Annotated in this window: 23 protein-coding genes and 2 pseudogenes; 19 read left to right on the top strand and 6 right to left on the bottom strand. The window is 68.1% G+C overall.

Going from position 1 to position 24343, the window contains the following annotated elements:
* The first annotated feature begins 73 nt into the window (after positions 1-73).
* From cseB to ACIBJB_RS05920, 4 genes are all read left to right on the top strand, one after another.
* Positions 74-865 carry a two-component system response regulator CseB gene (cseB, locus tag ACIBJB_RS05935; protein WP_398926943.1) on the top strand — a complete coding sequence of 264 codons (792 nt, stop codon included), beginning with the start codon at positions 74-76 and terminating at the stop codon, positions 863-865.
* 1 nt (position 866) lies between these two features.
* Complete coding sequence (locus ACIBJB_RS05930) at positions 867-2123, top strand: ATP-binding protein (RefSeq protein ID WP_398926941.1); 1257 nt, start codon at positions 867-869, stop codon at positions 2121-2123.
* A gap of 152 nt (positions 2124-2275) precedes the next feature.
* A complete protein-coding gene (locus tag ACIBJB_RS05925; protein ID WP_398926939.1) occupies positions 2276-3301 on the top strand; it encodes a D-alanyl-D-alanine carboxypeptidase family protein in 1026 nt (341 codons plus the stop codon).
* Positions 3302-3356: 55 nt separating this feature from the next.
* Positions 3357-4298, top strand: a complete 942-nt coding sequence (locus ACIBJB_RS05920; protein ID WP_398928387.1) for an endonuclease/exonuclease/phosphatase family protein — start codon at positions 3357-3359, stop codon at positions 4296-4298.
* A 42-nt stretch (positions 4299-4340) separates the two neighbouring features.
* Here ACIBJB_RS05920 and ACIBJB_RS05915 read toward each other — a convergent pair whose 3' ends face one another.
* Positions 4341-4466, bottom strand: coding sequence for a hypothetical protein (locus ACIBJB_RS05915; protein WP_398928454.1), 126 nt, complete (start codon positions 4464-4466; stop codon positions 4341-4343).
* A 246-nt stretch (positions 4467-4712) separates the two neighbouring features.
* On the opposite strand from ACIBJB_RS05915, the gene ACIBJB_RS05910 reads away from it, so the two are divergent.
* The 7 genes from ACIBJB_RS05910 (at position 4713) to ACIBJB_RS05880 (ending at position 12360) form a co-directional block, all read left to right on the top strand.
* A complete protein-coding gene (locus ACIBJB_RS05910) occupies positions 4713-5243 on the top strand; it encodes an RNA polymerase sigma factor (protein ID WP_398928385.1) in 531 nt (176 codons plus the stop codon).
* Positions 5240-6058 (top strand): zf-HC2 domain-containing protein, encoded by an 819-nt coding sequence (locus tag ACIBJB_RS05905; RefSeq protein WP_398926937.1) that lies wholly within the window; start codon positions 5240-5242, stop codon positions 6056-6058. Before ACIBJB_RS05910 ends, ACIBJB_RS05905 begins: the two co-directional genes overlap by 4 nt.
* A gap of 32 nt (positions 6059-6090) precedes the next feature.
* The gene (locus tag ACIBJB_RS05900; protein WP_398926935.1) at positions 6091-6900 is read left to right on the top strand and encodes an ABC transporter ATP-binding protein; all 810 of its coding nucleotides are present in this window, start codon (positions 6091-6093) and stop codon (positions 6898-6900) included.
* On the top strand, positions 6897-8291 hold the full coding sequence (locus ACIBJB_RS05895; protein WP_398928383.1) for a hypothetical protein: 1395 nt from the start codon (positions 6897-6899) through the stop codon (positions 8289-8291). Before ACIBJB_RS05900 ends, ACIBJB_RS05895 begins: the two co-directional genes overlap by 4 nt.
* Positions 8288-8863, top strand: coding sequence for a hypothetical protein (locus ACIBJB_RS05890; RefSeq protein ID WP_398926933.1), 576 nt, complete (start codon positions 8288-8290; stop codon positions 8861-8863). The genes ACIBJB_RS05895 and ACIBJB_RS05890 overlap by 4 nt, the downstream gene beginning before the upstream one ends.
* A 352-nt stretch (positions 8864-9215) precedes the next feature.
* Positions 9216-10613: an acyltransferase family protein gene (locus ACIBJB_RS05885; protein WP_398926931.1), complete on the top strand. Its 1398-nt coding sequence runs from the start codon at positions 9216-9218 to the stop codon at positions 10611-10613.
* A gap of 616 nt (positions 10614-11229) precedes the next feature.
* Positions 11230-12360 carry a serine hydrolase domain-containing protein gene (locus tag ACIBJB_RS05880; protein WP_398928381.1) on the top strand — a complete coding sequence of 377 codons (1131 nt, stop codon included), beginning with the start codon at positions 11230-11232 and terminating at the stop codon, positions 12358-12360.
* Here the strand turns inward: ACIBJB_RS05880 and ACIBJB_RS05875 are convergent.
* Complete coding sequence (locus ACIBJB_RS05875; protein WP_398926929.1) at positions 12302-12823, bottom strand: TetR/AcrR family transcriptional regulator; 522 nt, start codon at positions 12821-12823, stop codon at positions 12302-12304. The genes ACIBJB_RS05880 and ACIBJB_RS05875 overlap by 59 nt on opposite strands.
* A 178-nt stretch (positions 12824-13001) precedes the next feature.
* Here ACIBJB_RS05875 and ACIBJB_RS05870 point away from each other — a divergent pair, with 178 nt between their 5' ends.
* The 4 genes and pseudogenes from ACIBJB_RS05870 to ACIBJB_RS05855 all read left to right on the top strand — a co-directional run bounded on the left by ACIBJB_RS05870 (position 13002) and on the right by ACIBJB_RS05855 (position 16842).
* Positions 13002-13961: a hypothetical protein gene (locus ACIBJB_RS05870; RefSeq protein ID WP_398926927.1), complete on the top strand. Its 960-nt coding sequence runs from the start codon at positions 13002-13004 to the stop codon at positions 13959-13961.
* Positions 13962-14063: 102 nt separating this feature from the next.
* Positions 14064-14918, top strand: a pseudogene (locus tag ACIBJB_RS05865) (IS5 family transposase).
* Positions 14915-15319, top strand: coding sequence for a hypothetical protein (locus tag ACIBJB_RS05860; RefSeq protein ID WP_398926925.1), 405 nt, complete (start codon positions 14915-14917; stop codon positions 15317-15319). The pseudogene ACIBJB_RS05865 and the gene ACIBJB_RS05860 overlap by 4 nt, the downstream one beginning before the upstream one ends.
* A gap of 689 nt (positions 15320-16008) precedes the next feature.
* Positions 16009-16842 carry a transposase family protein gene (locus tag ACIBJB_RS05855; protein ID WP_398926923.1) on the top strand — a complete coding sequence of 278 codons (834 nt, stop codon included), beginning with the start codon at positions 16009-16011 and terminating at the stop codon, positions 16840-16842.
* A gap of 207 nt (positions 16843-17049) precedes the next feature.
* Here the strand turns inward: ACIBJB_RS05855 and ACIBJB_RS05850 are convergent, their stop codons facing one another.
* On the bottom strand, positions 17050-17637 hold the full coding sequence (locus ACIBJB_RS05850; RefSeq protein ID WP_398926920.1) for an SMI1/KNR4 family protein: 588 nt from the start codon (positions 17635-17637) through the stop codon (positions 17050-17052).
* A gap of 781 nt (positions 17638-18418) precedes the next feature.
* On the opposite strand from ACIBJB_RS05850, the gene ACIBJB_RS05845 reads away from it, so the two are divergent.
* The 3 genes from ACIBJB_RS05845 to ACIBJB_RS05835 all read left to right on the top strand — a co-directional run bounded on the left by ACIBJB_RS05845 (position 18419) and on the right by ACIBJB_RS05835 (position 20774).
* Entirely contained in the window at positions 18419-18868 is a 450-nt protein-coding gene (locus tag ACIBJB_RS05845) for a cold-shock protein (protein WP_398926918.1), read from the top strand.
* A gap of 455 nt (positions 18869-19323) precedes the next feature.
* Positions 19324-20019 (top strand): hypothetical protein, encoded by a 696-nt coding sequence (locus ACIBJB_RS05840; protein WP_398928379.1) that lies wholly within the window; start codon positions 19324-19326, stop codon positions 20017-20019.
* Positions 20020-20378: 359 nt separating this feature from the next.
* The gene (locus ACIBJB_RS05835; protein WP_398926916.1) at positions 20379-20774 is read left to right on the top strand and encodes a GNAT family N-acetyltransferase; all 396 of its coding nucleotides are present in this window, start codon (positions 20379-20381) and stop codon (positions 20772-20774) included.
* A 52-nt stretch (positions 20775-20826) separates the two neighbouring features.
* On the opposite strand, the gene istB is transcribed toward ACIBJB_RS05835, so the two are convergent.
* Positions 20827-21621 carry an IS21-like element helper ATPase IstB gene (gene istB, locus ACIBJB_RS05830; RefSeq protein WP_398926914.1) on the bottom strand — a complete coding sequence of 265 codons (795 nt, stop codon included), beginning with the start codon at positions 21619-21621 and terminating at the stop codon, positions 20827-20829.
* Positions 21618-22905 (bottom strand): annotated as a pseudogene (locus ACIBJB_RS05825) (Mu transposase domain-containing protein). The gene istB and the pseudogene ACIBJB_RS05825 overlap by 4 nt, the downstream one beginning before the upstream one ends.
* Positions 22906-22998: 93 nt before the next feature.
* On the opposite strand from ACIBJB_RS05825, the gene ACIBJB_RS05820 reads away from it, so the two are divergent.
* Entirely contained in the window at positions 22999-23469 is a 471-nt protein-coding gene (locus ACIBJB_RS05820) for a hypothetical protein (protein ID WP_398926912.1), read from the top strand.
* 91 nt (positions 23470-23560) lie between these two features.
* Here the strand turns inward: ACIBJB_RS05820 and ACIBJB_RS05815 are convergent, their stop codons facing one another.
* Entirely contained in the window at positions 23561-24049 is a 489-nt protein-coding gene (locus tag ACIBJB_RS05815) for a hypothetical protein (RefSeq protein WP_398926910.1), read from the bottom strand.
* Positions 24050-24343 lie beyond the last annotated feature (294 nt).

The raw sequence follows: 24343 nt of genomic DNA, 5'->3' as shown, positions 1-24343 counted from the left end.
ACGGTTGAGCCTGGGCGGAGGCACGGTTCTGGCAGGGTGAGAGAGCCCCCGAACCTACCTCCGGACGGAAAAGATGCCCTCTTCAGCAGCTGGCGGGGGCGCGTCCGTGTCCATGCCCGCGCCCGTGACGATCCTGCTCGTCGAGGATGACGCGGTGATCCGCAGATCCGTCACGATGGCGCTGGAGCGCTATGGCTACCACGTCACCGCTGCCGCCGACGGCCTGACCGGACTCGAATTGTTCCGGGAGGGCCGGCACGACCTGCTGTTGCTGGACGTGATGCTGCCCGGCCTCGACGGCATCGGGCTGTGCCGCCGGATCCGGGAGACCAGCGTGGATCCCGTCCTGATGATGTCAGCGCGCGGCGACGCCCTGGACGTCGTCTCCGGCCTGGAGGCAGGGGCCGACGACTATGTGGTCAAGCCCGTCGACACCGCTGTGCTGGTGGCCCGGATCCGTTCGCTGCTGCGGCGTGCCTCATTCACCCCGGCCCCCGGTCCGGCGGCCGGGCCCGTGGCCGATCGTCCGGGCTTGCCGGACCCGCCGGACCGGTCGGGGAGGCCCGGACGCCACCGGCACGCTCGGCTCGTCTTCGGCGACCTGGTCATCGACACGGGCGGCCTGGAGGTGTTCCGGGACGGTGAACCGGTCGCGCTGGCCCCCACCGAACTACGGTTGCTGCTGGAGTTCGCCGCGAACCCGGGCATCGTGCTGGACCGGCAGACCCTGCTGCGCGACGTGTGGGACTACGGCTGGGACGGCGACAGCCGCGTGGTCGACCTGTGCGTGCAACGCCTGCGGAAGAAGATCGGGGCCGAGCGGATCGAGACCGTCCGCGGCTTCGGCTACAAGCTGCGGCGCTGACGTGGAGACCGTACGCGTGCTGCCGCACTGGCGATCGCTGCGCTGGAAGATCGCGCTGCTCGTCACCGTGGCGTGCTGTGCCCTCGTGGTGACCGTCGGGCTGCTGGTCCACCGCAGCACCCTGGAACGGTCGATGAACGACGGTGCGGCCAAGGCCCTGTCCCAGTTGTCCGACGCTGCGGAGGACTACGAGAGGGACGGCGTCCCGCCCGACGGTCTGGTCGTCTCGCCCGGGGAGATGCCCGACGAACTCCTGCGCCGCCTCCAGGACCGGCAGGGCAGGGCGGTCGGCTCCGCCACCTGGTACGACGGCGACACCCCCGGCGACCACCCCTCGATGTGGGCCGTTCAAACCCTCCGTGGCGCTCCCGTGGCGGTGAGCGCCGACATGACCTCCGACCTGCTCACCCGGCGGGCGCTGGACCGGCACATGTGGAAGTACTCCCTGGCGGCGCTGGCGGTCGTCGTACCGCTGTCGGCGCTCGCCGCCGAGTTGCCGGCCCGGAGGCTGCGCCGGGTGGCGCGGACCGCCCGCCGGATCGCCGGGGGCGACCTGGCCGCCAGGACCGCGGCCGGTGGCCGGGGCGGTGACGAGATCACCGAGATCTCGGCCACCGTCGACTCGATGGCCGACAGTCTGCGCGAGCGTCTGCTGACCGAGCAGCGCTTCACCGCCGACGTCGCCCATGAGTTGCGTACGCCGCTCATGGGCTTGGTGACCGCGAGCGGGCTGCTTCCCGAGGGCGAGACCACCGACCTGGTGCGTGACCGGGTGGGGGTGCTGCGGACGCTGGTGGAGGATCTGCTGGAGATCTCCCGGCTCGACGCGGGCGCCGAGCGGGCCGAACTCAGGCCCGTACCGCTCGCCGAGATGGTCGGAGAGTCCGTGGCCCGCACCGGGCTGGACACGCGGTTCACCGCCACCGGTGCCCTGTCGGCGGAGACCGATCCGCGCCGGCTCGACCGGATCGTCGCCAACCTCGTCGTCAACGCCCACCGGCACGGCCGCACGCCCGTCGAGGTCGAGGCGGCCGGGACGACCGTGACCGTACGGGACCATGGCCCGGGTTTCCCGCCGGAGCTGCTCGCGGACGGCCCGCAGCGATTCCGCACGGGTGCGTCGGAGCGCGGCCACGGGTATGGCCTCGGGCTGACCATTGCGGTGGGGCAGGCCCGGGTCATCGGGGCGTCGCTGGAGTTCGCGAACGCTCCCGACGGCGGGGCGCTCGCCACCCTCCGGCTGCCGCCCGCGGGCTGACGCCGAACGGCGATACCGAACGGCCGATACCGAACGGATGCCTGGCCGAGCGGTGCCCGATCCGTGGCCGGGGCCGAGCGGCGATCCGCCCCGCGGAAGGTGGTCGACGTGCGCGAACGCCGCGCACCCGCCCCCTTGGAGGTGTCCCTCCCATGTCACCGGTTCCCTCTTCCGGACAGCCCGGCGCAAGCCGGGCTCAGCTCTCGTGGTCCACCGGCTCCTGGCTCCCGCCCCGTCGGCACGACCGGTCCGGGCGGCGCTTCACGGCCGGCCTCGCCGCGGGCGCCACCGCACTGGTCACCCTGGCGGTCCTCGCCGTCGCCGTGTTCACCTCCGGCAACAGCCCGGGAACCGGAGCGGGTTCGCTGCCGTGGCCGGCAGAGGGGCAGACGAGCGTGGTGGTCGAGGGCCTCGGCGCCCACGGTGACCTCGGTACGCGGGGCGAGCGGACACCGGTGCCGATCGCCAGCGTCACCAAGGTGATGACCGCCTACGTGATCCTCCGCGACCGTCCGCTGCGCGCGGGCGAGGACGGTCCCCTCGTCACCGTCGACCGGATCGCCGCGAACGAGTCCGTCTCGGGCGTGGAGTCGAGCGTGCCGGTCAGGGAGGGTATGCGGCTGAGTGAACGACAGCTGCTGGAACTGCTGTTGATCCCCTCCGGCAACAACATCGCCCGGCTGCTGGCCCGCTGGAACGCCGGATCGCAGGAGGACTTCGTCACGAAGATGAACCGGGCCGCCCGTGACCTGGGGATGCGCCACACCACCTACACCGGCGCCAGCGGCATCGAACCCACGACCACCAGCACCTCGGCCGACCAGCTGAGGCTGGCCCGCCGGGTCATGCGCGACACGGTGTTCCGGACCATCGTCGCCATGCCCAGCACCACCGTGCCCGGTGTCCCCGGGACGATCCACAACACCAACACCCTGCTCGGCACGGCGAGCGTGATCGGCCTCAAGACCGGCTCCAGCACTCCCGCCGGCGGCGCCCTGATGTGGGCGGCCACCGCGTCCGACGAGGACGGCCGGGACCGGCTGATCCTCGGAGTGGTGCTGCACCAGCGCGCCGGCACCGACCCCCGGCAGGGGCTGCGGGCCGCTCTCGCCACGAGCCACGCGCTGATCGAGGGCGTACGGCGATGGCTGTCGACGACCTCGCCCGGAACACGGTGAGACGGCAGTGACAAACTCCTTCGACACCGCGCCCGCCCGGCCGGAACCCGATTCCATCCGGGCACGGAACGAGGACACCGGCGTCCGACGGCCGCCGCTGGTCCTCGGCTCGCTCGCGGTCCTGGCCACGCTGGTGATGCTGGGCCACGCCCTCGTCCCCAACCGGGTCGGCCGTCTCGGCAGCCTCGTCGAGACCTTCCTTCCCTGGACGGGTCTGGCCGTGCCGTTGCTGCTCCTGTGCGCCCTGGCCCGAGGGTCCAGGGCCGCCGCCGTATCCGTGCTGCTGCCGGCCGTCGTCTGGTGCTCGCTCTTCGGCGGGACACTCGTCGACAAACGGGAGGACGGCGGCAACCTGACCGTCGTGACGCATAACGTCAACGAACACAATCCGCGGCCGGTGCGCACGGCCCGTGCCCTTGCCGCCTCCGGCGCGGAGGTGGTGGCTCTCGAAGAGCTGGGCGGCCCGTCGACAGCGACGTACGAGAGAACGCTGGCCGGCACCTACCCGTACCACTCTGTGCAGGGCACGGTCGGTCTGTGGAGCAGGTATCCGGTCACCGAAGCCCGTACGGTCGACATCGCCCCCTGGCCACGTGCCCTGCGCGCCACCGTCCGCACGCCCGAGGGACCGGTCGCGCTCTACGTCGTCCATCTGATGTCCGTCCGCTTCACCGCCGGCTCGGGGTTCACCTCCGACGCACGTGACGCGGCCGCGCGGCGACTCACCGCCGCCGTGCGCGCCGAGCCGCTCCCCGGCACGATCCTCGTGGGCGACCTGAACGGTACGACCGACGACAGGGCGTTTTCCGGGCTCACCTCCCAGCTGCGGTCCGTGCAGGCCGAGTCGGGCATGGGGTTCGGTGCCAGCTGGCCGGCCTCGTTCCCGGTGGCCCGGATCGACCACATCCTCGTACGCGGTGTGGAGCCGCGGTCCGCCTGGACCCTCCCGGCCACCGGCAGCGACCACCTGCCGGTGGCGGCGTCGGTGCGGGTGTGAGCGCGGGCTTCCGGAACGGCTGGGCGCAAATGCCCGGCAGCTCTAGATAGGCGTGGGCAGCTGCCTGTCGAGGACCTTCTTCCCGGCCGAGGTGATCTCGTGGCCGTGATGAGCGGTCTTGCCGACGTCCAGGCCCAGGAACACGCCTACGTCTTCGGTGCCGAACATCGGTCCCTTCCAGGAGAGTTGAACCTGTCGGCCTCGACGGTGGTGTCGTACGCGCGCATCCACGTTATGCAGACCTGCCGCCCGCGCACGGCACCGCGTGTCCGGCCGGCGTGCGTGCCCCGTGAGGGCGTGGCGGGGCCGGTGCTCCGGGGCGCGTATGTGATGTGGATCACGGCGAGGGGAAAACCTGTCGCCGGGGCCGGGCGTCTAGCAGGTGTGAGATCAGTCAGAGCAGCGCTGCACGAGATGGACGAGGAGCGTCTCGTCCGGCTGGTGGCAAAGGGCGACCGTGCCGCGTTCGAGGAGCTGTACCGGCGTACGTCGCCGTGGATGGCGGTGCGGCTGCGCCGCCGGTGCGTGGACGAGCAGATCGTCGCGGAGGTCATGCAGGAGACCTACCTGGCGGTGTGGCGCGCGGCAGGTGCGTTCGCCGGGGCCGCTGTCGGGGGGACGGCCACCGGTTGGCTGTGGACGATCGCGGCACGCCGCCTGGTCGACGCGTTCCGGCGCAGGGCTCACCACGCGGAGCCGCCGCCGGCCGCCGCCCCGCCCGGCGTGGCACCCGCCGCCGAGGAGTTGGCGCTCGCCGAGACCGTCGGCGGTGACGTCGGGGACGCGCTGCGCAGCCTCGCACCGGAGCTGAGACAGGTACTGCAGGCGATGGTGCTCGACGGGCTGTCCGTCCGGGAGACCGCGGTCCTGCTCGGGCTGCCCGAGGGCACGGTCAAGACCCGTGCCCGCCGGGCCCGTATCGAGATGCGGAGGGCGCTGGCATGAGTGTCGAACACGCGTCGAAGCGAATCATCGAGGGATACGTACGCGGCGGCGCGGACCTCTCCGCCGACGAGGTGTGGGCCGTGGAGGCGCATCTGGAGACGTGCCGGGTGTGCCGTGACAGGCTGTCCGCCGCGGTCGAAGCCGGGGCGCCCGACGTGGCGCGGCTCGTCGACACCGTGTGGTCCGGCCTCGAACCCCGACTCGCGGTCACCGCCACGATGCCGCGCCGACGGCGCTGGTCGGCACGGCTGTCGAGGTGGATGACCCCCACGATGGTGCCGTGGCTGGCCATGGCCGTGGGTGTGACACTGCTGACCCTGCTGCTCGACTTGGCCTACACCGGTTCCGGCGAGGTGTCGCTGGTGCTGCTGCTCGCCCCGGTGCTGCCCGCGCTCGGCGTCGCGGCGTCCTGGTCGCGCGGTCTGGACCCGGCCTACGAGCTGACGGCCTCGGTGCCCAGGAGCGGGCTCCATCTGGTGCTGCGGCGCACCGTGTCCGTGCTCGGTGTGCTGGTCCCCGCGCTGCTGGTGGGCGGCTGGGCGACGGGAGTGATGGTGGTGCAGTGGCTGCTGCCCTGTCTGGCCTTCACCTCGACGACCCTGGCGCTCGGTGGTGTCATCGGTGTGACCCGCGCCGCCTTCGTGCTGGCCGCCGTGTGGGCCGGTGTGGTCGTGGTGCCGACCCTGGCCACCAGCCGTACGACCTTCGCCCTGCAGACGGGCGGTCTGCCCGTGTGGGGACTGATCCTCGCGCTCGGTATCGGTGTCGTGATCGCCCGCAGAGGCGCGTACACCCTGCTGGGAGCTCATCGATGACCATCGGAAAGAACTCGCGAAAGGAACACCGCATGACGTCCGCCGTGAGCGCGGCCGACATCGCACCGACGGCCTACGCCTGGGAGATCCAGGCCACCGGGCTGAAGGTCAGGGTCGGCAGGAAACGGATGGCCGTCGACGGCCTCGACCTCTCGCTGGGCATCGGCGTCCACGGACTCCTCGGCCCCAACGGGGCGGGCAAGACCACCCTCATTCGGACGCTGGCCACCGTGCTGCGCCCCACCGAGGGCAGCCTGGAACTGCTCGGTGAGTCCGTGGGCGGCATGGGCGAGCACCGAGCGGTGCGCCGCCGGATCGGCTATCTGCCGCAGGAGTTCGGCTACTACAAGCGCTTCACCGTGCGCGAGTTCGTCGAGTACATGGCGTGGCTGAAGGAGGTGCCCAGAGCGAGTATCCCCGCGGCGGTGCAGCGCGCCGTGGAGAGGGTGGGTCTGGCGGACCGCGCCGACGAGAGGATGAAGGCCCTGTCGGGCGGCATGGTGCGCCGGGTCGGTATCGCCCAGGCCATCGTCAACGACCCGACGATCCTGCTCCTCGACGAGCCGACGGTCGGCCTGGACCCGGCGCAGCGGTTGCGCTTCCGCGAGCTGCTGCAGGAGTTGGGTACGGACACCTGTGTGCTCGTCTCGACCCATCTGGTGGAGGACGTCGCCGCCGCCTGCACCGACGTGGTGCTCTTCGCCGAGGGGCGGCTGGTCTTCAAGGGGCCTCCGGACGAACTGGCCTCGGCGGGCGGACCGGAGCACGAGGGCGACAGCCCGCTGGAGCGCGGCTACTCGGCCATGCTGCTCAACCCCGAGCAGGGAAGGGGGACTTGGTGATCACCCGTGTCCTGGGCATCGAGTTGAGGCGTTCGGTCGCCCCGTGGGCGGGCGCCGTGGTCCTGGTGCCGGCGCTGGCGGTTCTGTACCTGATCCCCGGAGAGTGGTGGAGCGGCACCACGGCGTGGACGGCCCAGTGGACACCCATGGCTCTGTGGACCCGCTCCCTGCTGCTCTACCTGTGGCCGCTCGCCATCGGGCTCGGGGCGCTGCAGGGACTGCGCGACCACCGCTCGAAGATGTCCGAGCTGCTGACGAGCACCTCGCGGCCCGCCCGGCACCGTGCGGCCACCCTGGCGGTCGCGACGGCGATCACGCTGGCCGCCGCGTTCGCGTTCCTCGTCCTCGTGGGCGGGGTCCAGGTGCTCGCCCACACCGATTACACGCATCTCGGGTGGCTGCCCGTCTCGCTGGTGGGGGTGCTCTTCCTCGTCGCGGGGGCGGTGCTGGGCATGGGGGCCGGGCGGGCTCTGCCGTCCGTGCTCACCCCGCCCGCGCTGGCCATGGGCGCCTTCGTGTTCACCGCCCTCATGTACATGTCCCTGGGCCGGACGGAGACGAGTACGGCGGCGGGGGTCCCGGTCACGGAGCCGAACCGGGTCTCGCTGCTGTCACCGTCGGTGGTGGAGGAGGAGGTGCGCGAGGCGTTTGTCACGCTGTCCGCCCCCGTGCATGTCGGGCAGACGATCTGGCTGCTCGGCATGGCCGCGACCGGCTTCGCACTGCTGGTCGCCGCGACCCCGCGCGCCCGGCTCACCGCCCTGGCGCCCGTCCTGGCGGGTGCGGTGATCGCCCTGCTCGTCCTCCCCGCCGACGCGCGCCGGATGTACGTCGTCGACAAGGCCGCCTCGGAGCCGGTGTGCGACGGCCCGGTGTGTGTGACGAAGACGCAGCAGGCGCGGCTCGCGGACCTCGCGGGCCCCGGCAAGGAGGCGCTGCGCCTGCTGCGCGGTGCCCTCGGTGACCAGGCGCCGGACTCGGTCCGGGAGAACACCGCCGCCCTGCCGGAAGGCTCCACGCCGCTGTGGTCCCGCAGGACCGTGCTCTTCGACTTCGACGACGACATCGTCGCCACCGCGAAGGGCGAGGAGCTGACCTGGGCCCTGATCGCCAAGGGCATGGTGCCGGGGTGCACCCCCGTCGGCTGGAGCGGCTTCGGGAATGATGGATTCGCGCAGACCGTCGCGCTGGGCTGGGTCCTCGGGGACCTCAAGCCGTTTCCCGGCACGTTGTCGCGCCGCGAGGTCGACGTCAAGGCCCGCCCGGTGTGGAAGGAGCTCATGGCACTTCCACGGGCCGAGCAGCTCTCGCGGATCAACGCGATGCGCGCCGCCGCGCTCTCCTGCAAGGGCGACCCGTTCGATGTCCTGTCCGGCGGTGCGTCCCGGTGAGATGGCTGACGTTGTACGCGCGTTCGCGTCAGGTACCCGCGGCGCTCGCCGCGGTGCTGATCGGCGCGGTGACGCTGTGGGCACTCGCCCGGGACGGGAACGCGGGGCCCGGTGATCCGCGCATGCCCGCGCTCGTCCTCACCACGGGGGCGATGGCGGTCTCGGTCGGGCTCGGCGGGCAGGACCCCGCGCTGGACCGGACGGCCGCGATCCGCTGGATTCCCCGCAGAGCGGCGCACGTGCTGCTCGCCGGTGTGGCCGTCGCCGCGTCGCTGCTCACGGTGCAGACCATGGGCGTGTCCATGGCCACCACCGCGTTCGTCGTCCGGGACAGCGCGGGCCTGATGGGCCTGGTCGCCCTCGGCGCGGCGCTCTCGGGCGGCCAGTACGCATGGACGCTGCCGTTCGCCTGGCTCTCGTGCGTGTTCTTCGCCCCGCCCCCGACGAGTACGCCGATGCACGTGGCGATGTGGATGCTGCTGCCTCCCGGCACGGCGGCGGGCACCTGGACAGCCCTGGTCCTCACGGTCGTCGGCAGCACGGCGTACGCCGTCGCCGGTCCGAGGCGGTAGCCGGGCCGCGGCACGCCGAACCACCGCTCGGCGGCCCGACGACGTCGGCGTGGCGGCAGGATGCCGGCCCGCCCGCCGGGGGCCCGGCTGAACCTCCTCACCGCCCTCATAGGCGGACTGAGGCGCACACGGGACGTTTGGTACCCGGGCGGCGGTCGGACTGGTACCACCGCCGCCACGCGTGCCACCCGGCGCATGCCCCGAGCGCTCCAGGGTTGTCCGCCGGAGCGCTGACGGGTTCGTCGTGTCCGACACTCGGTCGCTTGAGTCGCTTGCTGGATCCGGGCAGCGACTGAAGAAGCCAGCGACTCAGCGACTCTTCAGTCGCTGAGGCTCGGTTGGAGGAAACTGCATGTCACAGACCCCGCTTCGCTTACCTGTGACTGTCGCGTCGGTCGGTCCATCGCGTTTGGGCTGGTTGGATGCGTTGCGTGGCATCGCGGCAATCTTTGTGGTGTTTGATCACTCGTCGGTCGCCTTCATGGCTGAGTTCCGACGGGTGCTGATGCCGGAGTTCAACACCGGTCGGTACGGCATCATGGTGTTCTTCTTGGTGAGCGGTTACATCATTCCCGCGTCGCTCGAACGGCGAGGAAGTATCCGAACGTTCTGGATCGGACGGATCTTCCGCATCTACCCGTTGTGCATGGTCGCCGTTACTGCGGTCCTCGCCGCCCATCTATTGGGCATCGCGCAGATCCGCGACTTCGGCGGCGAGGCCATCGCTGCGGTCGCCGTCGCCCATCTCGCCTTGTTCCAGGAGTTGCTGGGGACTCCGAGTCTTCTTCTCGTCCTATGGACACTCTCGTACGAGATGGCCTTCTACCTGTTGGTCGTCGCCCTTTTCTCGGTCCGGTTTCACCAGCGGTCGGCAACGTTCGCCGTCGTTTTGGCATCGCTGGCCGCAGCCAGCGTGACGGCAGGGAGTGCGCTGCCTGCCTCTGCTTTGTCCGGTGCGGTAGGCGTCGGCCTGTTGGTAGCTGTTGGCGCGATCACCATGGCGGTCGCCATCTGCTGCGCGAGCGCAGGATCTCCCGTACTCCGTGTGTTCGGTGCTGTGCTCGGAGGAGTGCTGGCCCTCGTACTGGTCACGTGCAACGGCACAGTCCCCCTGTGGGAGGGTCTTGTGATCCTCGCCGTGATGTTCCTCGGCACCGCCGTCTACCGGGCTGAAAGCGGTCAGAACACCTGGCGGTACGCGGCCGGCGCCGCCGTGGTTGTGGTGGCCTGTGCTGTGGGGAGTGCATATCGGTACGGCGGAGGGGCCAACTTCGCTCGGCGGGGTTGGATCGTGGCATTCCTGCTGGCCATGGCCACTTTTGGTGCCGGACTGGTGTTTCGCCGCCGGCGGATACCGCGGTGGTTGGTCGGGCTGGGAACGATCAGCTACTCGGTCTACCTGGTACACCCGGTGTTGCTGGCGGTGACAGATGGCACGATCGGCCGCTGGAAGCGGGACAATCTCGCGCTGGAGATCGCGTTCTATGCCGTGCTACTGCCTGTGAGTGTGTTGACGTACCGGTCTATCGAAGTGCCAGGTCAGAGGCTGGGCCGGAGACTGGCGCGTCGCACTCCGGCTCCACGACGGGCATCTGGTCACAAGGGCACTGGATTGCCGCCTGCAACACCCGACGCTCGGACCGATGAGGTCCGAGGCGTCGGCGCGGTTTCGAATGGCGAGAACACCGGCACCGCAGGAGGAGGACGTGGAGGGAATCCGGAAGCACGGCTGCTCGTTCCAGATGCCTGAACATTCGAAGCGCGACGCTCACCCCGACCCGGACGATTCGGTAGCCGTAGATACGCGCCCCACGTCACGTATGGGTTTGCGGACTATGCAGCCGATCTGACTGACAGCATGCAGCCTGGTTAATACTCCAGCAGGACTTTGATGCCTGACCTGGGGAAACGCGGAGCGGTGGGAGTGTAGCGGGCGGCCGTGGTCATGGGCGGGCTCTGTCCTCCCGCCCCTCGAAGGAGTGGCCCCGACGGCGGTAGTGACGGCGGCGGGCCACGGCTTGGCATCGTCGGCGCCAGCGCGACCAGTTCAGCGCGTGGGTGTGGGCATAGGGGGCGGGAGGTGTGGCCGTTCCTTCTGGGAGATCTCCACCGCCTCCCACGTCGACCGTGTCATCGAGGTAGTGGACAACAAGGACGGCGCGCTCTCCCTCTTCACCACCTGCATCGAGTCCTCGGCCCCGCACCGCACGGACTTGGGCGGCGGCTCGGGGACCGGAACAGCTGAAGAAGGGCTGAAAACCGCTCAACTCCCCAATAGATACTCAAACTTCTCTCCGTTCTCGGGGTTCTCGGGGTACCTTCCGCCCACCACGCTCGACGGTGAGCGTGCGGAGATGGGGGAAGCCATGACCCGTACGACTCTGGTGGCGGCGTCGGCGCTGGCGCTGACGGCCGCCCTGGCGGGCCCGGCGTTCGCAGCACCCGCCGGTGGCGACCACGGCGCGACCCGCCGGGCCGTCCAGGCCGCAGTTAAGGACGGCGTGCCCGGCGTGACGCTGACGGCGAGGGACGCGCACGGCACCTGGACGACAACTGCGGGCGTGGGCAACCTCCGGACAGGCGCCCCGCGTTCGACACAGGACCGCTACCGGGCCGGCAGCATCACCAAGACCTTCGTCGCCACGGTGCTGCTCCAACTGGAGGCCGAGGGACGGCTGTCGCTCGACGAGACAGTGGAGAAGTGGCTGCCCGGCCTCGTCCACGGCAACGGCCACGACGGCAGCGGGATCACCATCCGTCAGCTCCTCAACCACACGAGCGGCGTCTTCGACTACACCTACGACGACACGTTCGTACAGACGTACCTCATGAAGGACGGCTTCCTCAAGCACCGCTACGACACGAAGGCGCCCCAGGACCTGGTCGCGATCGCCATGTCCCACAAGCCGGAGTTCGCGCCGGGCACGTCCGTGGGCTACTCCAACACGAACTTCGTCCTGGCGGGCATGGTGATCAAGAAGGTCACAGGACGTCCGTACGGTGAGGAGATCCGCCACCGCATCATCAACCCCCTTGATCTCAGCGGGACTTCGGTGCCCGGCACAAGGGTCACCGTCCCGCAGCCCAGCAGCCGCGCCTACTCTAAACTCGCGGAGACCGCGACGGGACCGACGTACGACGTGACGGAGTACAACCCCTCGACGACGTTCGGGGACGGCGAGATGATCTCCGACTCGGCCGACCTCAACCGCTTCTACACGGCTCTGCTCCAGGGCCGGCTGCTCCCGCCGAAGCAGCTGAAGGAGATGAAGACCACGGTGAAGGAAGAGGGCAACCCGGACGGCGGCTACGGCCTCGGCATCATGGACCTGCGGCTCAGCTGCGGGGTCCACGTGTGGGGCCACGACGGCGGCGTCCCCGGCTCCTTGTCGGAAGCGCTGACGACGGCCGACGGCCGGCATTCCCTGGCGTTCAACTTCAACGGGGACTGGTCGGACAGCGACGCGGTGCGGGAGGCGGAGTTCTGCGGCAAGTAGCCCCCGGGGGTTCCTGGAGGGAGTCCAGCCAGTCCGTCAGCCGGGCCCCCTCACGGGCCATGACCTCCGCACCGCGCAGGGCGTTGGCCAGCAGTGACATGCCCTGGTACGCACCCACGAGCGTCAGCGCCGCCCCGTCCGGCCCGGACAGTCCCCTCTCCCCGAACTGCCGCTCCACCCACCCCATCAGCAGCCGGATGACCTTCCCTGCCTCCGCGTCCAGCCCTCCCACGCCGCACTTGTCCAACTCGGCGGCGAGGGTGCCGGTGCGACAGCCGTAACGGGCGGTGCGCTGCTCCACCCATCCGCGCACCAGGGCCTCGAGGCGTTCGCGCGGATCCGGAAGACGCTCCAACTCGGCAGTGATGACGCCCAGTTGGCGGGCGTGCTCTGCGAGGGCCGCGGCAACCAGATCGTGCTTGGTGGGACGATCGGTCCAAGACCGTCCCGCATCCACCCCCACCCCGCTACACTCCCCACACTCAAGCCGTTGACCAGCGGTAATGGAGAAGTCCTGCTGGAGTATTAATACTCCAGCTTAGTTGGGGGTTGACCGGCGAATCAGGACCTACCGTGGTCTTGAGGACGTCGGAGGCTATTGGAGCCGGCGCAGCCACCAGCTTGCATCAGATGAGCGGTTGGTGTCCGCACCGGTGGCGCCACCGGTGCGTGAGCTGTTTGCCCCGCGGCATATGGATCAGTCGAGCCTGCCAGCACTTGCCGCACTGCTAGTGCTGTGGCTATCGGAGAAAGTCGGCGAAGGCACCCTGCGCGACGAGAGTCCAGAGCAGTTCGCCCAAGAACAGCAGCTCACTGACGTCCGGCTGCAAGTTGTCCTGGCATACGCCCAACAGCAGGGGACCGTTGAATTACTGCAGACACGTCGACCCAGCACCGTGCGGCTGACGATCACCGGCGTGACGGTGGTGGAGGAACTCCTGCGTGCCCGCCGCACCCGCCGGGTGCGGTTCGACTATCTCACCAGCGCGCTGGTGAAAGCCGCCACGGACACCCCGCAGTATCGACTCAGGATGGAGGATTTCCTCGCCTCAGACGCTATGTCCCTGTACCGGGACCGGCTGCCACGGGAGGAAGCCTTGCTGGCAGCGGAGTATCTCGGCGTTAGAGGGCTGGCCGTGCTTGACCGCCGCGACGGTCGCGTCCAGGCGCTCCGCCTGGAGGGCGCGGGCATCGAATGTGGTCTCGCAGTGGAAGACGACGTGAGTGTGAGGGAGTTCATGGCCAACCAGCCTGGTTTCAGCATCGGCACGGTCAATAACAGCAACGTTCAAGTCGGCAATGACACCACCCAACACATCACCCAAATCAATACCCAACAAATTAACCACGGCGCGTCGCCTGCGGAGTTTGCCGACTTCGCTCAACGGGTCTTGGATGCTGCTCACACCGTCGGCCTCTCGGAAGAACAGCGCAGTCAGCTCATCAATGACGCCGAGCAACTTGCGAATGAGTCGGCCAGCTCCGCACCAAAACTTGGCCGGATGCACCAGCTCGGCGTCCGCATCCGTGACGCCCTCGCCCAGGGTGCTACCGACGCCATCACCCGAGGGCTGTTGGATGCGGCCCACCACCTATTATGAAGGGGGCGTTGAGTCCCTTCTCTTTCGAGTCGTGATCACTCGATCGTGTGACTGATCGCCGAGCTTGCCGATGTCTCGTCATGTACATGCTGGGATGCGGGCATGGAGCGAAGACCGTATCCGAGCGACTTGTCGGACGAGCAGTGGGCGTTGATCGAGCCGATGATTACAGCCTGGAAGCAGGACCGGGTGAGCCGGTCAGCGACGGGAACGGCTGGGGCCTGTGATCTCCAGGAGGTCGTGAACTCGCTCTTCTACCAGAACCGGACAGGCTGTCAGTGGCGCTATCTGCCCCATGACCTGCCCGCCTGGTCGGCGGTGTTCTACTACTTCACCCTGTAGCGGCAGGACGGGCTCGACCAGCGGATTCAGGAACTCCTACGTTGTCAGGTGAGGGAGAAGGCCGGCCGATTAGAGGACCCGTCCCTCGTGGTCATCGATACCCAGTCCGTGCGCGCCGCCGCGGGTGTCCCGAAGAGCACGACGGGACTGGACGCCAACAAGAGAACACCGGGGCGCAAGCGGGGACTGGCCGTCGACGTGCTGGGGCTGGTCATCGGCGTCGTCGTCCTGGCAGCCTCCGCACACGACAACGCCGCCGGCACCGTCCTCCTCGACCAGGTGGCCGAGCGGTGCGGGATGCGCTTGGAGAAGGCCCTGGTGGACCAAGGCTTCAAGGACGAAGTCATCATCCACGGAGCCCTGCTGGACATCACTGTCGAGGTCGTCCGCCGCAATCCGGACGATCGAGGTAGGGGTTTTGTCCGGCAGCCGAAGCGGTGGGTGGTCGAGCAGGTCAACGGCACGTTGATGCTGGACCGGCGCCTGGCCCTCGAGTACGACCACCGGCCCGACACCTCCGCCTCGCGCGTCTACTGGGCCTCCACCGCGAACATGTCCCGCCGCCTCACCACACCCGCCCCGTCTTGGCGCGACACCCTTCGGGCGGCTGTGTGAACATCACCGACTTCCTGGCGGATCTCCAGGGACGCCACTACGAAGCCGTTGCCCGAGCCGGTGAACTCCGGCACCAGATAGAGGACTTGACCGGCGCGCTTACCGAGACCGAAGCGCGCCTTGCGGACCTGGCCACCACCCGGAAGGTCATCGCCGAACTCGCGCCGACCGGCGACGGAGGCGAAGCTGATCCGCCCGAGTCGACCACTGCCTACCAAGCCATCGTGAACGCCTTCAACCAGCACTCCGATCAGGCATTCAGGGTCCGTGAACTGCACGAACTCCTCCGCATGCCCACCGACGACCCGACCCTGAACGTCACCCGAAGCCGCCTCGGACGCCTCACTCGCCAAGGTTTCCTCACCCAACCCGGACCAGGCCGCTATCAGAAACGGACTTAACGACCTCTAAGTACTCACGATAATTTCAACGAAACTCATGCAAGGGGAAGCATCTGGCTGGCCAGCCGTCGCTCACGCCCAGCCGCCGCAGAGCAATGGTTGGAATCGACCCATACCATTGTCCAAGGTCCTTTCGACAACAGCTTGGTGCTCGCGATGAGCGCGCCGTACGCCTCCCATCGCGCATCTTCGCGCCGGAACTCCCGCTCAGCATGCAACTGCCGCTGCTGCTGGCGCCCATGACCGGCCACCGAGACCCAGCCGCCGGCCACAAGTGCTTGAGTAGGTACGAGGCGAGCTGAAGATCCTTCTTAAGAAGCAGCCCTGGTCCGTCGAGCCGTTGGCCGCGTGGACGACCCACGAGAACCAATGGCGTCCATCTTCCCGCTCTGATTCCCCGGGCTCGGATCCTGCGGATCAGCTTCGCATCGGCACGCTACGCACGCGGGAACTCGAGCTCGCTGCTCTGATCGTCGGTCACCCGTTCTGGAAAGAGATCGCCGCGGAGGAACGAGCAGACGCCCGCACCAAGCTCAAGCACCACCGTCAGCCGACGGAGAAGGCCACGGGTAGCTCGTTGAACTGGGCATGATGGGGGCTGGGGCGCGTGAGTTGATCGTGGCGGAGTACCGGGTCACTGGCCTGTCGCCGGATGTGATCGCTGAACTCATCGCTGAGGTGGGGCCGTTGTGGCACGAGCAGCATCAGGGCCGACTGGCGGCTCGGCCGCGGAGGCGGGCGGTGGGAGCCGGGCGAAGCACAAGTTCGTCTTCGTCGACGGACTGCTGGCCACGCTGGTGAGTCCGCGCCATGGCACCACGCATGACGTGCTGGCCTGCTGGTTCGGCGTGGACCGCTCCACCATCACCCGTGCCATCGGCGAGGTGCGGCCCCTGCTCGCGCAGCGGGGCTGCACCGTCGCGCCGGGCATCCGCCTGGGCTCTCTCGCCGAGGTCATCGAACACCTGGGCACCGACGGTCGGACCGGGATCATTGACGGCACGGAGATCCGCGTGCGGCGCCCGGCCGCCGGCCGCAAGGACCGGGACAGGTTCGTCTCCGGAAAGACCAAGCAGAACGCCGTGAAGGCCATGGTCCTCACGGACACCGAAGGCCGAGTGCTGTTCTGCAGCCCGGTCCGACCGGGCAGTTGCGCGGACATCACCCAGGCCCGACAGCTCGACCTGGTCGAGCTCCTGGTGGACAGCCCTTTCCTCGAGATCCTCGCGGCCGCCGGCTATCAGGGCATGGGCGCGCAGTCCGGCGGACGCGTGCTGACACCACCACATCGCAAGTTCAAGAAGAACTCTCCCGCCTGGTACGAGGAGCGGCACGAGCAGCAGCACAAGGCGCACTCCTCTCGGCGCATCCGCGTCGAGCACGGCATCGCACACCTCAAGAACTGGAGGGCTCTAGCCCGGCACCTTGGCCGCCGTGAGCACATGAGTGACATCGTCCAAGCCGTCGCCGCACTGCTCTCACACCAGCAGACCGCCACCCTCGGCCACGGCCTTCGAGCGTGAAAACCGACCACAGCACCCACCTCGACGTGCCACCGCCAACCATGCACGAGGTCGTTAGGCAGGGATCAACTGCGCGCACCCGATGCACGCGGTAGCTAGCCGACGATCCCAGCGGTTACTTCGGCCTGTGGCGCGACGACGGGACCGCCGATCGACGGGCGTCGCGATGCCCTTGCCGTCCCAGGCGTCTCGGGTGTGCTTGAAGGATCAATGGGTGATCCGCCATGTCAAGCGTCCGCCAGTTATTGTCGGCAGGCGTCGTTCCAGTGGCGTGCAGGTCTCCAGTGCGGTGGCAACGGAATCGAACAGGTGGCTCAGGGATTCCCACATTTCATGTGGGGGGTAGGTCGTGGCGCCGAGCTCATCGTGCCGTGCGATTCTGCGGGTTGCGTCGTGGGGCTTGGTATCGAGTACCCAGTGGCTACCGCCGGCGTTGCTGGCGAAGGGGAGATCGTTTGGGTGCCAGAGGGCGTAGCCGTCACGCAGAATGAAGTGGGCGGCCCGGCCTTCGCGCTGTGTCTCCTCTTCGAGCCGGGTTGCCAGCTGCCATGTTGACACGATCTCCCGCGTACTCATGAGCTGGAAAGAGCCCAGGACGTCGAAGTACCCGCTGCCGTCGTGACGGAGAAGGGATTCGACCAGTTCAGCAGGAAGACGCGGGCCCAGAAGGGCTTGCGCGGCGTCGATCGCTCCTTGATCCGCAGCCGGAGGCAGCGAGGCAAAGGTTCGCGGGGCGTTTACGGCGAGCCACCTCTCAAGGCGGCCCCATGAGCTGTTGATGGGCCTCGGCGTCATGGATCCCCATGATGGCACCGGCACCCGTGGGGGTGTCGGTGCCATCGAGGATTTCAGCGTGGAACCCCCATGCAGAAGGAGCATCCCAGGGAGGGGAAGGGATCCCCTGCGAACAGACGCGAGCCGACGCTTTCACTGGTGGCGGTGGCGGTCGTGTCCGAGGGTCCTGCATCGTGAAGGCCGAACTCGACCGTAGTGCGCCGGACTCGACCAGCCGGAACGGGACGAACCGCGGCTTGTAGATGCTGGGATCGCGGTAGTGCGCCCCGGCCCCGCTCACCCGGCTGTCGAAGCTGTTGACGTTGTACGACAGGGTCCAGGTGTCGCCGGAGGCGAGCGCGGGGTGGACATGGTGTAGGTGAAGGCCTGGCCCTCTTCGCCGTAGGTGCCGTAGGGGCCGGCCTCGGGGGGTGAGTACACCTGGTCATGATCGACCCAGTATCCGAACGGGCCGTAGGGATCGCAGCCCGACCAGATGCGGATACTGGCGCTGAATGCCTGCGTGGTGTCCTGGCTGACGAGGGCGAAGTCGCCGTGCCAGGGCGTGCGCTGTACTCGTTGGAGATGCTGGCAGCCGCTGGTGAAGGGTCAGTGGAACCGGACAGAGGGCCTGTGAGCGGTGCCCGAGACGCTCGGTCTCGACTTCGCGTGGAGCGGGTAGGGGCACAGCCGCGGGGTCACGGCTCGCAAGTCTGGGGTGACCTGCTGCTGCCTTGCGACCGTTCATCAGCTCCGTACGACGGTGAGTGGTGGCCAACAACATGGAAGCCTAGGGGACGGCATGGCTGAAGGCTGGGTGAGGTGGTTCAACAGCGAGAAGGGCTACGGCTTCCTCACGGTGGCGGGCTACACCGCCCACGACGTCTATGTGGGAGCCCAGGACGTGCGGGTCTACGGGTCGGAGATTCAGACGAGGGGCTATCCATCTCTTGACGTCGGCGAGTATGTCTCGTTTCAGGTCGCGAGGGATGTGAAGGGGGAGCCGATCGCTCTTCATGTCGTCCCACTCCCCGCACCCAGCCAGCAAAGCCTTGACCCGCAGGCGACCACGCTGGACCGGACCCACCGCCTGATGGGGCGTCGTAGCGAGCGAGCTGCCGCCGGCACCGCTGGGTCGCCAGACTCCTCCCGCATGCCGATACGGCAGCCCTTGATCATCCGGCTCCTTCCCGTGTTGATACCCGTTCTCGTCATGGGTGTCCCGGCTCTGCTGGTGTTCGTCATGCGCTGATTGCGAGCGTGATGCGCATCCGCCTCTGCGGAAGTGGAAGCCATCGCGGCCTTGCTCCGGCCCGAGGCACCTCGTCCGTTGCCCCAACGTTCGCCGGTGCGGGTGCTGATGCCGACGACTCTGGCAGCCTCGACAAAGCTCATTCCTTGATCCACAAGTAGGAAGTAAGTCTCCCGTTCCTGCACCAACGGCCTGTTGCCCTGGGGCCTTCGCTTCTCACGACATTCGACGTCCATCGCCACTTCTGAGCCGAGGTGTTGCAACGATCGTTAGAACCCAGACCATGGGCCCGACCACGGTGGTGGACACCCCCGACCACGGCAGGTCAGCGCATTGCGGTGCCTCCTCGGTGTCCCGTCGCAGTGAAGCTTGAGTTCCTCTCGTCGAACCTGAGCCCGCAGGTCAGAGGACCATCACTGACGCTCACCCCCGTGCAGTACTGTGCTGGCGTGTCCATGCCTCCGCCGCCCCAGCCGCCCTACGCCTGGGGCGTGCCGCCCGTGATCCTGCCGCCCCCGAAGAAGAGTCGGGTCGGCCTGGTGATCGGGATCGCTGGCGGGGTGTTCGGGGTCGTCCTGGCGATCCTGCTGACGTTCATGACGATCGGAGCGAAGGCCGAAAGTGGCTTTCCCGAGGCGGAGTTCGCCCTGGTCCTGCCCAGGACACTGCTTGACGGGCGTTACGAGCTCACCAAGGACCTCTCCGACACCCTGGGCCGGAGGCTCGAGAAGGATTCGACCGGTATCTGGGACGCCAAGGTCACCCACGGCGTCGTTGGGCGGTACAGCCTGGGCGGCGACCCGACCAAGGGCGCGCTACTGATCACGGGCTTCTACGGCCGGTTCAAGAACGCGGACGAGACCCGCGCCAACGCACTGAAGCGCGACGGCGAGGCCGACGGCGTGAGGGTGGCCGTACCACCGAGGGACGTCACCCCGACGGGGTCGGCCGTCAAAATCAGCTGCGAGGTGCTCATCCGGAAGCGGCCCACCCTGACGATCACCTACCCGGTCTGCGCCTGGGCGGACGGCAACACCTTGGCGTTGGTGGCCGAGATGACCTTCGGTGCCGCGAACGCCGATCTCGACCTGAAGTCGGCTGCCAGGACCACGCTCCAGGTCCGCTCCGAGACTGTGAAGGCGATCAACTGACCGCCCGGTCGGACGACGGGACCCGGACATTGAGAGCGTTCGAGTGGTCCCCTTCGGCCCTTCGCGCACAGTCGCCTCGGCCTCACTGAAGGACCTCAAGCCCCCGGAGGGTCATCCCTCCGCGAGACGTCGACTGCACACGAGCAGTCGGTGGAACGCGCCTGCACGTGGTGTGGCGAGCCGGTCGCCTACAGCGGTCGGGTGGCTTCGTTCGTTTGTTGCGACAGCACTTGTCGATGAGTTTGGGCAGCGCTTCCCGATCTTCGGCGCGTTCTTTGTTCAGCAGTTTTGACGGCAGCCGAGAGTGAGTGTGTCGGCCCGCTCTGTAGTCCGGCTCTGGTGGTCACTAGGTTCGGATCATGACGATCACGTATGAGTGGCGGGGCGACGTCGACAACTCAGCTCTCAACAAGCTGCATGCCGAAGGGTTCGATCATCCGGTCGGGCAGACGGACTGGCGTGCAAGGCTTCAAGGTCACAGCCTTGGCTGGGTCTGCGCCTGGGAAGATGATCGGTTGGTCGGCTTCGTTAACGTCGCCTGGGACGGCGGCGTCCATGCGTTCGTCCTGGACACGGTCGTAGCTCAGCGCAATCGTTCGAACGGGGTGGGAGTCGCGCTGGTCAAGGCAGCTGCTGAGGGATGCCGCGCTGCGGGGTGTGAGTGGTTGCATGTCGACTTCGAAGAGCACTTGCGATCGTTCTACTTCGATGCCTGCGGCTTCAGAGAGACGGCGGCAGGACTGATCGCCCTGTGACCTTGGGCCTCCCGGCCTCGGGGACGTGTCCAGAGGCCGGGAGGGAAGATCTTCAGCTGGCAACATGCTCTTCGGCTCGGGCCCGGGTGCTGGCGAGGCGGTAGGAGTCGGTGCCGGTCTCGATGATCGTGCCGTTGAAGGTGAGACGGTCGACGATTGCCGCGCAGAGGCGGGGATCGGTGAAGGTCTTGGTCCAGCCGCCGAAGGACTCGTTGGAGGCGATGGCGACGCTGTTCTTCTCCTCCCGCTCGGTCAGCACCTGGAACAGGAGCTCGGCGCCGTGGCGGTCGAGTTCCATGTAGCCGAGTTCGTCGATGCAGAGGAGATCGACGCGGCCGTAGCGGGCGATCGTCTTGTTGAGCTGCTTCTCGTCGGCGGCCTCGACCAGCTCGTTGACCAGCTTCGTGGCCAGCGTGTAGCGGACTCGGTAGCCCTTCATGGCCGCCTCCGTGCCCAGGGCGATGAGCATGTGGGACTTGCCGGTTCCGGAGTCCCCGATCAGGCAGAGCGGCTGGCTCTTCTTGATCCACTCGCAGCTGGCGAGGGTGTGGACGGTGGCCGCGTCGATGTTCGGGTTGGCGTCGAAGTCGAAGGCCCGAAGTGACTTCTCCCGTGGGAAACCGGCTGCTTTGATGCGTCGTTCCGAGCGGCGGCGTGCCCGGTCGTCGCATTCGGTCATCAGCAGTTCGGCGAGGAAGCCACGGTAGGTCATCTGGTCCTTGACGGCCCTGTCGGCGATGTCGTTGAACTCGTTGCGGATGGAGGGCAGCCGCAGCAGGCGGCAGGCGGTGTCGATCGCGGCGTCGGCGGCCTGCTCGGTCAAGCCTCGCTGGCGGGGCAGGGTCACTGGGCTTCTTCCTCATGGTGGTCGCTGCCGCTGGTGCGGCGGCGTCGGAGCAGTTGGTCGTAGGGGGTCACCGACGGCAGCGGCCTGGTGTCCGGCGGGAGGTGCGCGAGCCGCCACTCGTGCAGTGACGTGACAGTGGCCGGCGTCTGCCCAGGAACCGCCGGGATGGATGCACCGATAGCTGGCTCGTCCTCTGTCTGGGCGGCCTTGCGAGCCTCCAGGGCGACCGCGTCGGCGGTCAGGGCGCCGGCCCGCAGCGCGGTGGCCAGGCCAGCGACCACGTGCTCGTGGGCGAGGTGGCGGTTCAGCAGCAGGACCTCGATCAACGCCCGAGTGCCGTCCCGCTCGCCGTGAACCTTGCGGGCCTGGGCCCACCAGGCGTCGTGGACCGGGGTGAACTTGCCCGCTGACCGGGCCTGTTCCAGGGCCGTGGCACCGGGGAAGGCGCCGGGCTTGCGGATGAGGGCTTCGAGGTAGTGGTCCAGGTCCAGGCGGCAGCTGCCCTTCGCGATCAGCCTCTCGTGGCGGGCCACCTCAACGTTCCTGTCGTAAACCACCAGGTGAGAAGCGTGCAGGACGACTCGCACCCGCTTGCCGATGAGGCGGGTCGGGACCGAGTAGCGGTTGGTGCGGACGGTGATCTGGCTGTAGCGGTCGACGCGGGGCGTGAACAGCCGGCCGGTCTCGAACGGTTCCTGCGGAAGCGGCATCAGCAGCGGCTGCTCGATGGCGAAGTACTCGTCGACGGTCCGCGGCCGCGAACCGATCCGGCGGTGCCCGTCGTGCAGGTCCCACTGGTCGACCATCTCGTTCAGCTCTGCGAGGGAGTCGACTTCCGGGACCGGGGTGAAGTGGTTGCGGCGGAAGTAGCCGATCATTCCTTCGACGCCGCCCTTCTCGTGGGCGCCTTCGATGCCGGGACGGCAGTAGAAGCTCTCGATGTTGAAGTGCGAGCGGAAGGCAATTGGAGACGTAGCGTCGGACCATCTGGTAGGACACATCGGCGCCGTGCTCCTCGATGAGCCGGTGGAAGATCCGCGTGATCGTATGCCGCTGTTTGCGCGGTGCGTCGAGGTCCGTCCGCAGCATCTCGTCGATCACCGGCTTGTACGGATCCAGCGCAGTCGGCCGCGGCGGCAGTTTCTTCCGGGGCTCCGGCCAGACGGAGTCCACGGCCTTCTTGACCGTCCTCCACGAGACGTTGTATTTGCGCTCAAGCTCGCGCATCTTCATGCCAGCACGGTGGTCACGCCGGATCGCCGCGTACAGCTCGACCTTGGACATCTGCGGCATGACCAGGACCTTTCACCAGGAGCACCCCGATGCTGCCCTGGCAAGTACCCCAGTGCTGTCAAAACTCGTGAACATCACCCGACCGTGGATCTGGGTGCCACCCAAACCCGTGAACAACTGACGTCACTACTCGTGAATAAAGCCAGTCGGGGCAGGCCGCCGCGCTACTGCAGCCCTGTCCATCGCCGCCGGGCCTGGGAGTTGCGCACCGCGCAGGACCGCGCAGAGCGACCGGTGAGCGATGGAGGCCAGTGCCGTGAGCCGGTCCGCGAAGTCGTGCAGCGCACCGAGACCGTGGTGCGCACCGTTGTACTCCAGGATCCGGACCGGATCCCGCTGGCACCCCGCGCGGCACAAGGGCTCAACGGGCAGCCCTACACCCTGCCCGAAGACGCCGTGGAATGGATCGAAGCGCTCGCTGCCTTGCGGAGGGCCGCGGTCGACCCGAGGATCTACACGTTCCGTGAACACGTCGCCCTTGCCTGCGAGAAGGCTGCGCAGGCGCTGCGTGGGGGAGTCCCGGAGCCGGTGATGCCGGAATCGGGTGAACGATGAGGGGCGGCGCTGCCTCGGCGCGTGGGGCCAGACTTCACCGCGCCAGGACCCGGTCTCGCGGCTGCGTGCCTGGTCGGGCTGGCCGTGCGCGTCAGGCCTGCGCTGGGCAGAGGGCTGGGAGGTCAGGCCACCACTTAGGGTGGACGGCAATCAGCTCACGTAGGACAGGGCTGGATGCCAAGGTGGTTCGGCAGTAGTCGTTCCACGGTTCGGCGCTGGTGCTCTCGGGGTTGGCTCTGTGGGTGACGATTCCCTGGTTCATGATGTCCGCCAGCAGTTCGCCTACCGTAAGCACCACCGGACACAGCGGATCGTCCTCCGGGCACGGTCGGCTGCCATAGAAGTAGGGTCGGAGCGCAGGTCGCTCGATCATCAGCAGGTGTAACTCGCGGAGTGCACCCAGCACCGTGTCATTGGCCGAGACAGCGGCCGCCCTGCCATTGGACTCCACCTGCTCGTGGGCTGCCCTCGCCTGTTCCACCACAGCTTTCGTCTGTCTCGCCAGATAGAAGATGGAGCCAGAGGTGAGAATCAGCGTCACCAGAACACCGAGCAACGTGACTAACGCTGCGTCCGACATTCGCCCTCCCGAGGTGATGAGAACGAGAAGCTAGCGCCCCCAGGACCCTGCTGGGGGCGCTTTTCCTGCCAGAATCGGCTGCCGTACCCCGCCCGCCTCTACCCTCGCGGCGGCCAAGGCGCCTCTCCTCCCGCTCAAGGTCACGCGGCCCGCACCGCGCCGCCTGTGGGGTGGAACGCGGCTGTGCGGGCCGGTCAAGGCCGGAAATCCGGCCGGGCAGAAGCGTTTTGCCGCCAACGATCAGTAATCAGCCCACCGCATGGAGCGGTTCGAGCTACTTGTGGGCTGGGACGT

It is taken from the genome of Streptomyces sp. NPDC050759, assembly GCF_044456945.1.
Taxonomy (GTDB): Bacteria; Actinomycetota; Actinomycetes; order Streptomycetales; family Streptomycetaceae; genus Streptomyces.
The sequence above is the reverse complement of the archived record's forward strand: the minus strand, read 5'-3'. Positions and strand labels throughout refer to the sequence as shown.

Coding starts and splice junctions, on each gene's coding strand:
- ACIBJB_RS05880 (WP_398928381.1), top strand. CDS start 11,230: ATGACCCGTACGACTCTGGTGGCGGCGTCGGCGCTGGCGCTGACGGCC.
- ACIBJB_RS05925 (WP_398926939.1), top strand. CDS start 2,276: ATGTCACCGGTTCCCTCTTCCGGACAGCCCGGCGCAAGCCGGGCTCAG.
- ACIBJB_RS05835 (WP_398926916.1), top strand. CDS start 20,379: ATGACGATCACGTATGAGTGGCGGGGCGACGTCGACAACTCAGCTCTC.
- ACIBJB_RS05905 (WP_398926937.1), top strand. CDS start 5,240: ATGAGTGTCGAACACGCGTCGAAGCGAATCATCGAGGGATACGTACGC.
- ACIBJB_RS05900 (WP_398926935.1), top strand. CDS start 6,091: ATGACGTCCGCCGTGAGCGCGGCCGACATCGCACCGACGGCCTACGCC.
- ACIBJB_RS05815 (WP_398926910.1), bottom strand. CDS start 24,049: ATGTCGGACGCAGCGTTAGTCACGTTGCTCGGTGTTCTGGTGACGCTG.
- ACIBJB_RS05885 (WP_398926931.1), top strand. CDS start 9,216: ATGTCACAGACCCCGCTTCGCTTACCTGTGACTGTCGCGTCGGTCGGT.
- ACIBJB_RS05845 (WP_398926918.1), top strand. CDS start 18,419: ATGGCTGAAGGCTGGGTGAGGTGGTTCAACAGCGAGAAGGGCTACGGC.
- cseB (WP_398926943.1), top strand. CDS start 74: ATGCCCTCTTCAGCAGCTGGCGGGGGCGCGTCCGTGTCCATGCCCGCG.
- ACIBJB_RS05850 (WP_398926920.1), bottom strand. CDS start 17,637: ATGACGCCGAGGCCCATCAACAGCTCATGGGGCCGCCTTGAGAGGTGG.
- ACIBJB_RS05840 (WP_398928379.1), top strand. CDS start 19,324: ATGCCTCCGCCGCCCCAGCCGCCCTACGCCTGGGGCGTGCCGCCCGTG.
- ACIBJB_RS05910 (WP_398928385.1), top strand. CDS start 4,713: ATGGACGAGGAGCGTCTCGTCCGGCTGGTGGCAAAGGGCGACCGTGCC.
- ACIBJB_RS05915 (WP_398928454.1), bottom strand. CDS start 4,466: ATGTTCGGCACCGAAGACGTAGGCGTGTTCCTGGGCCTGGACGTCGGC.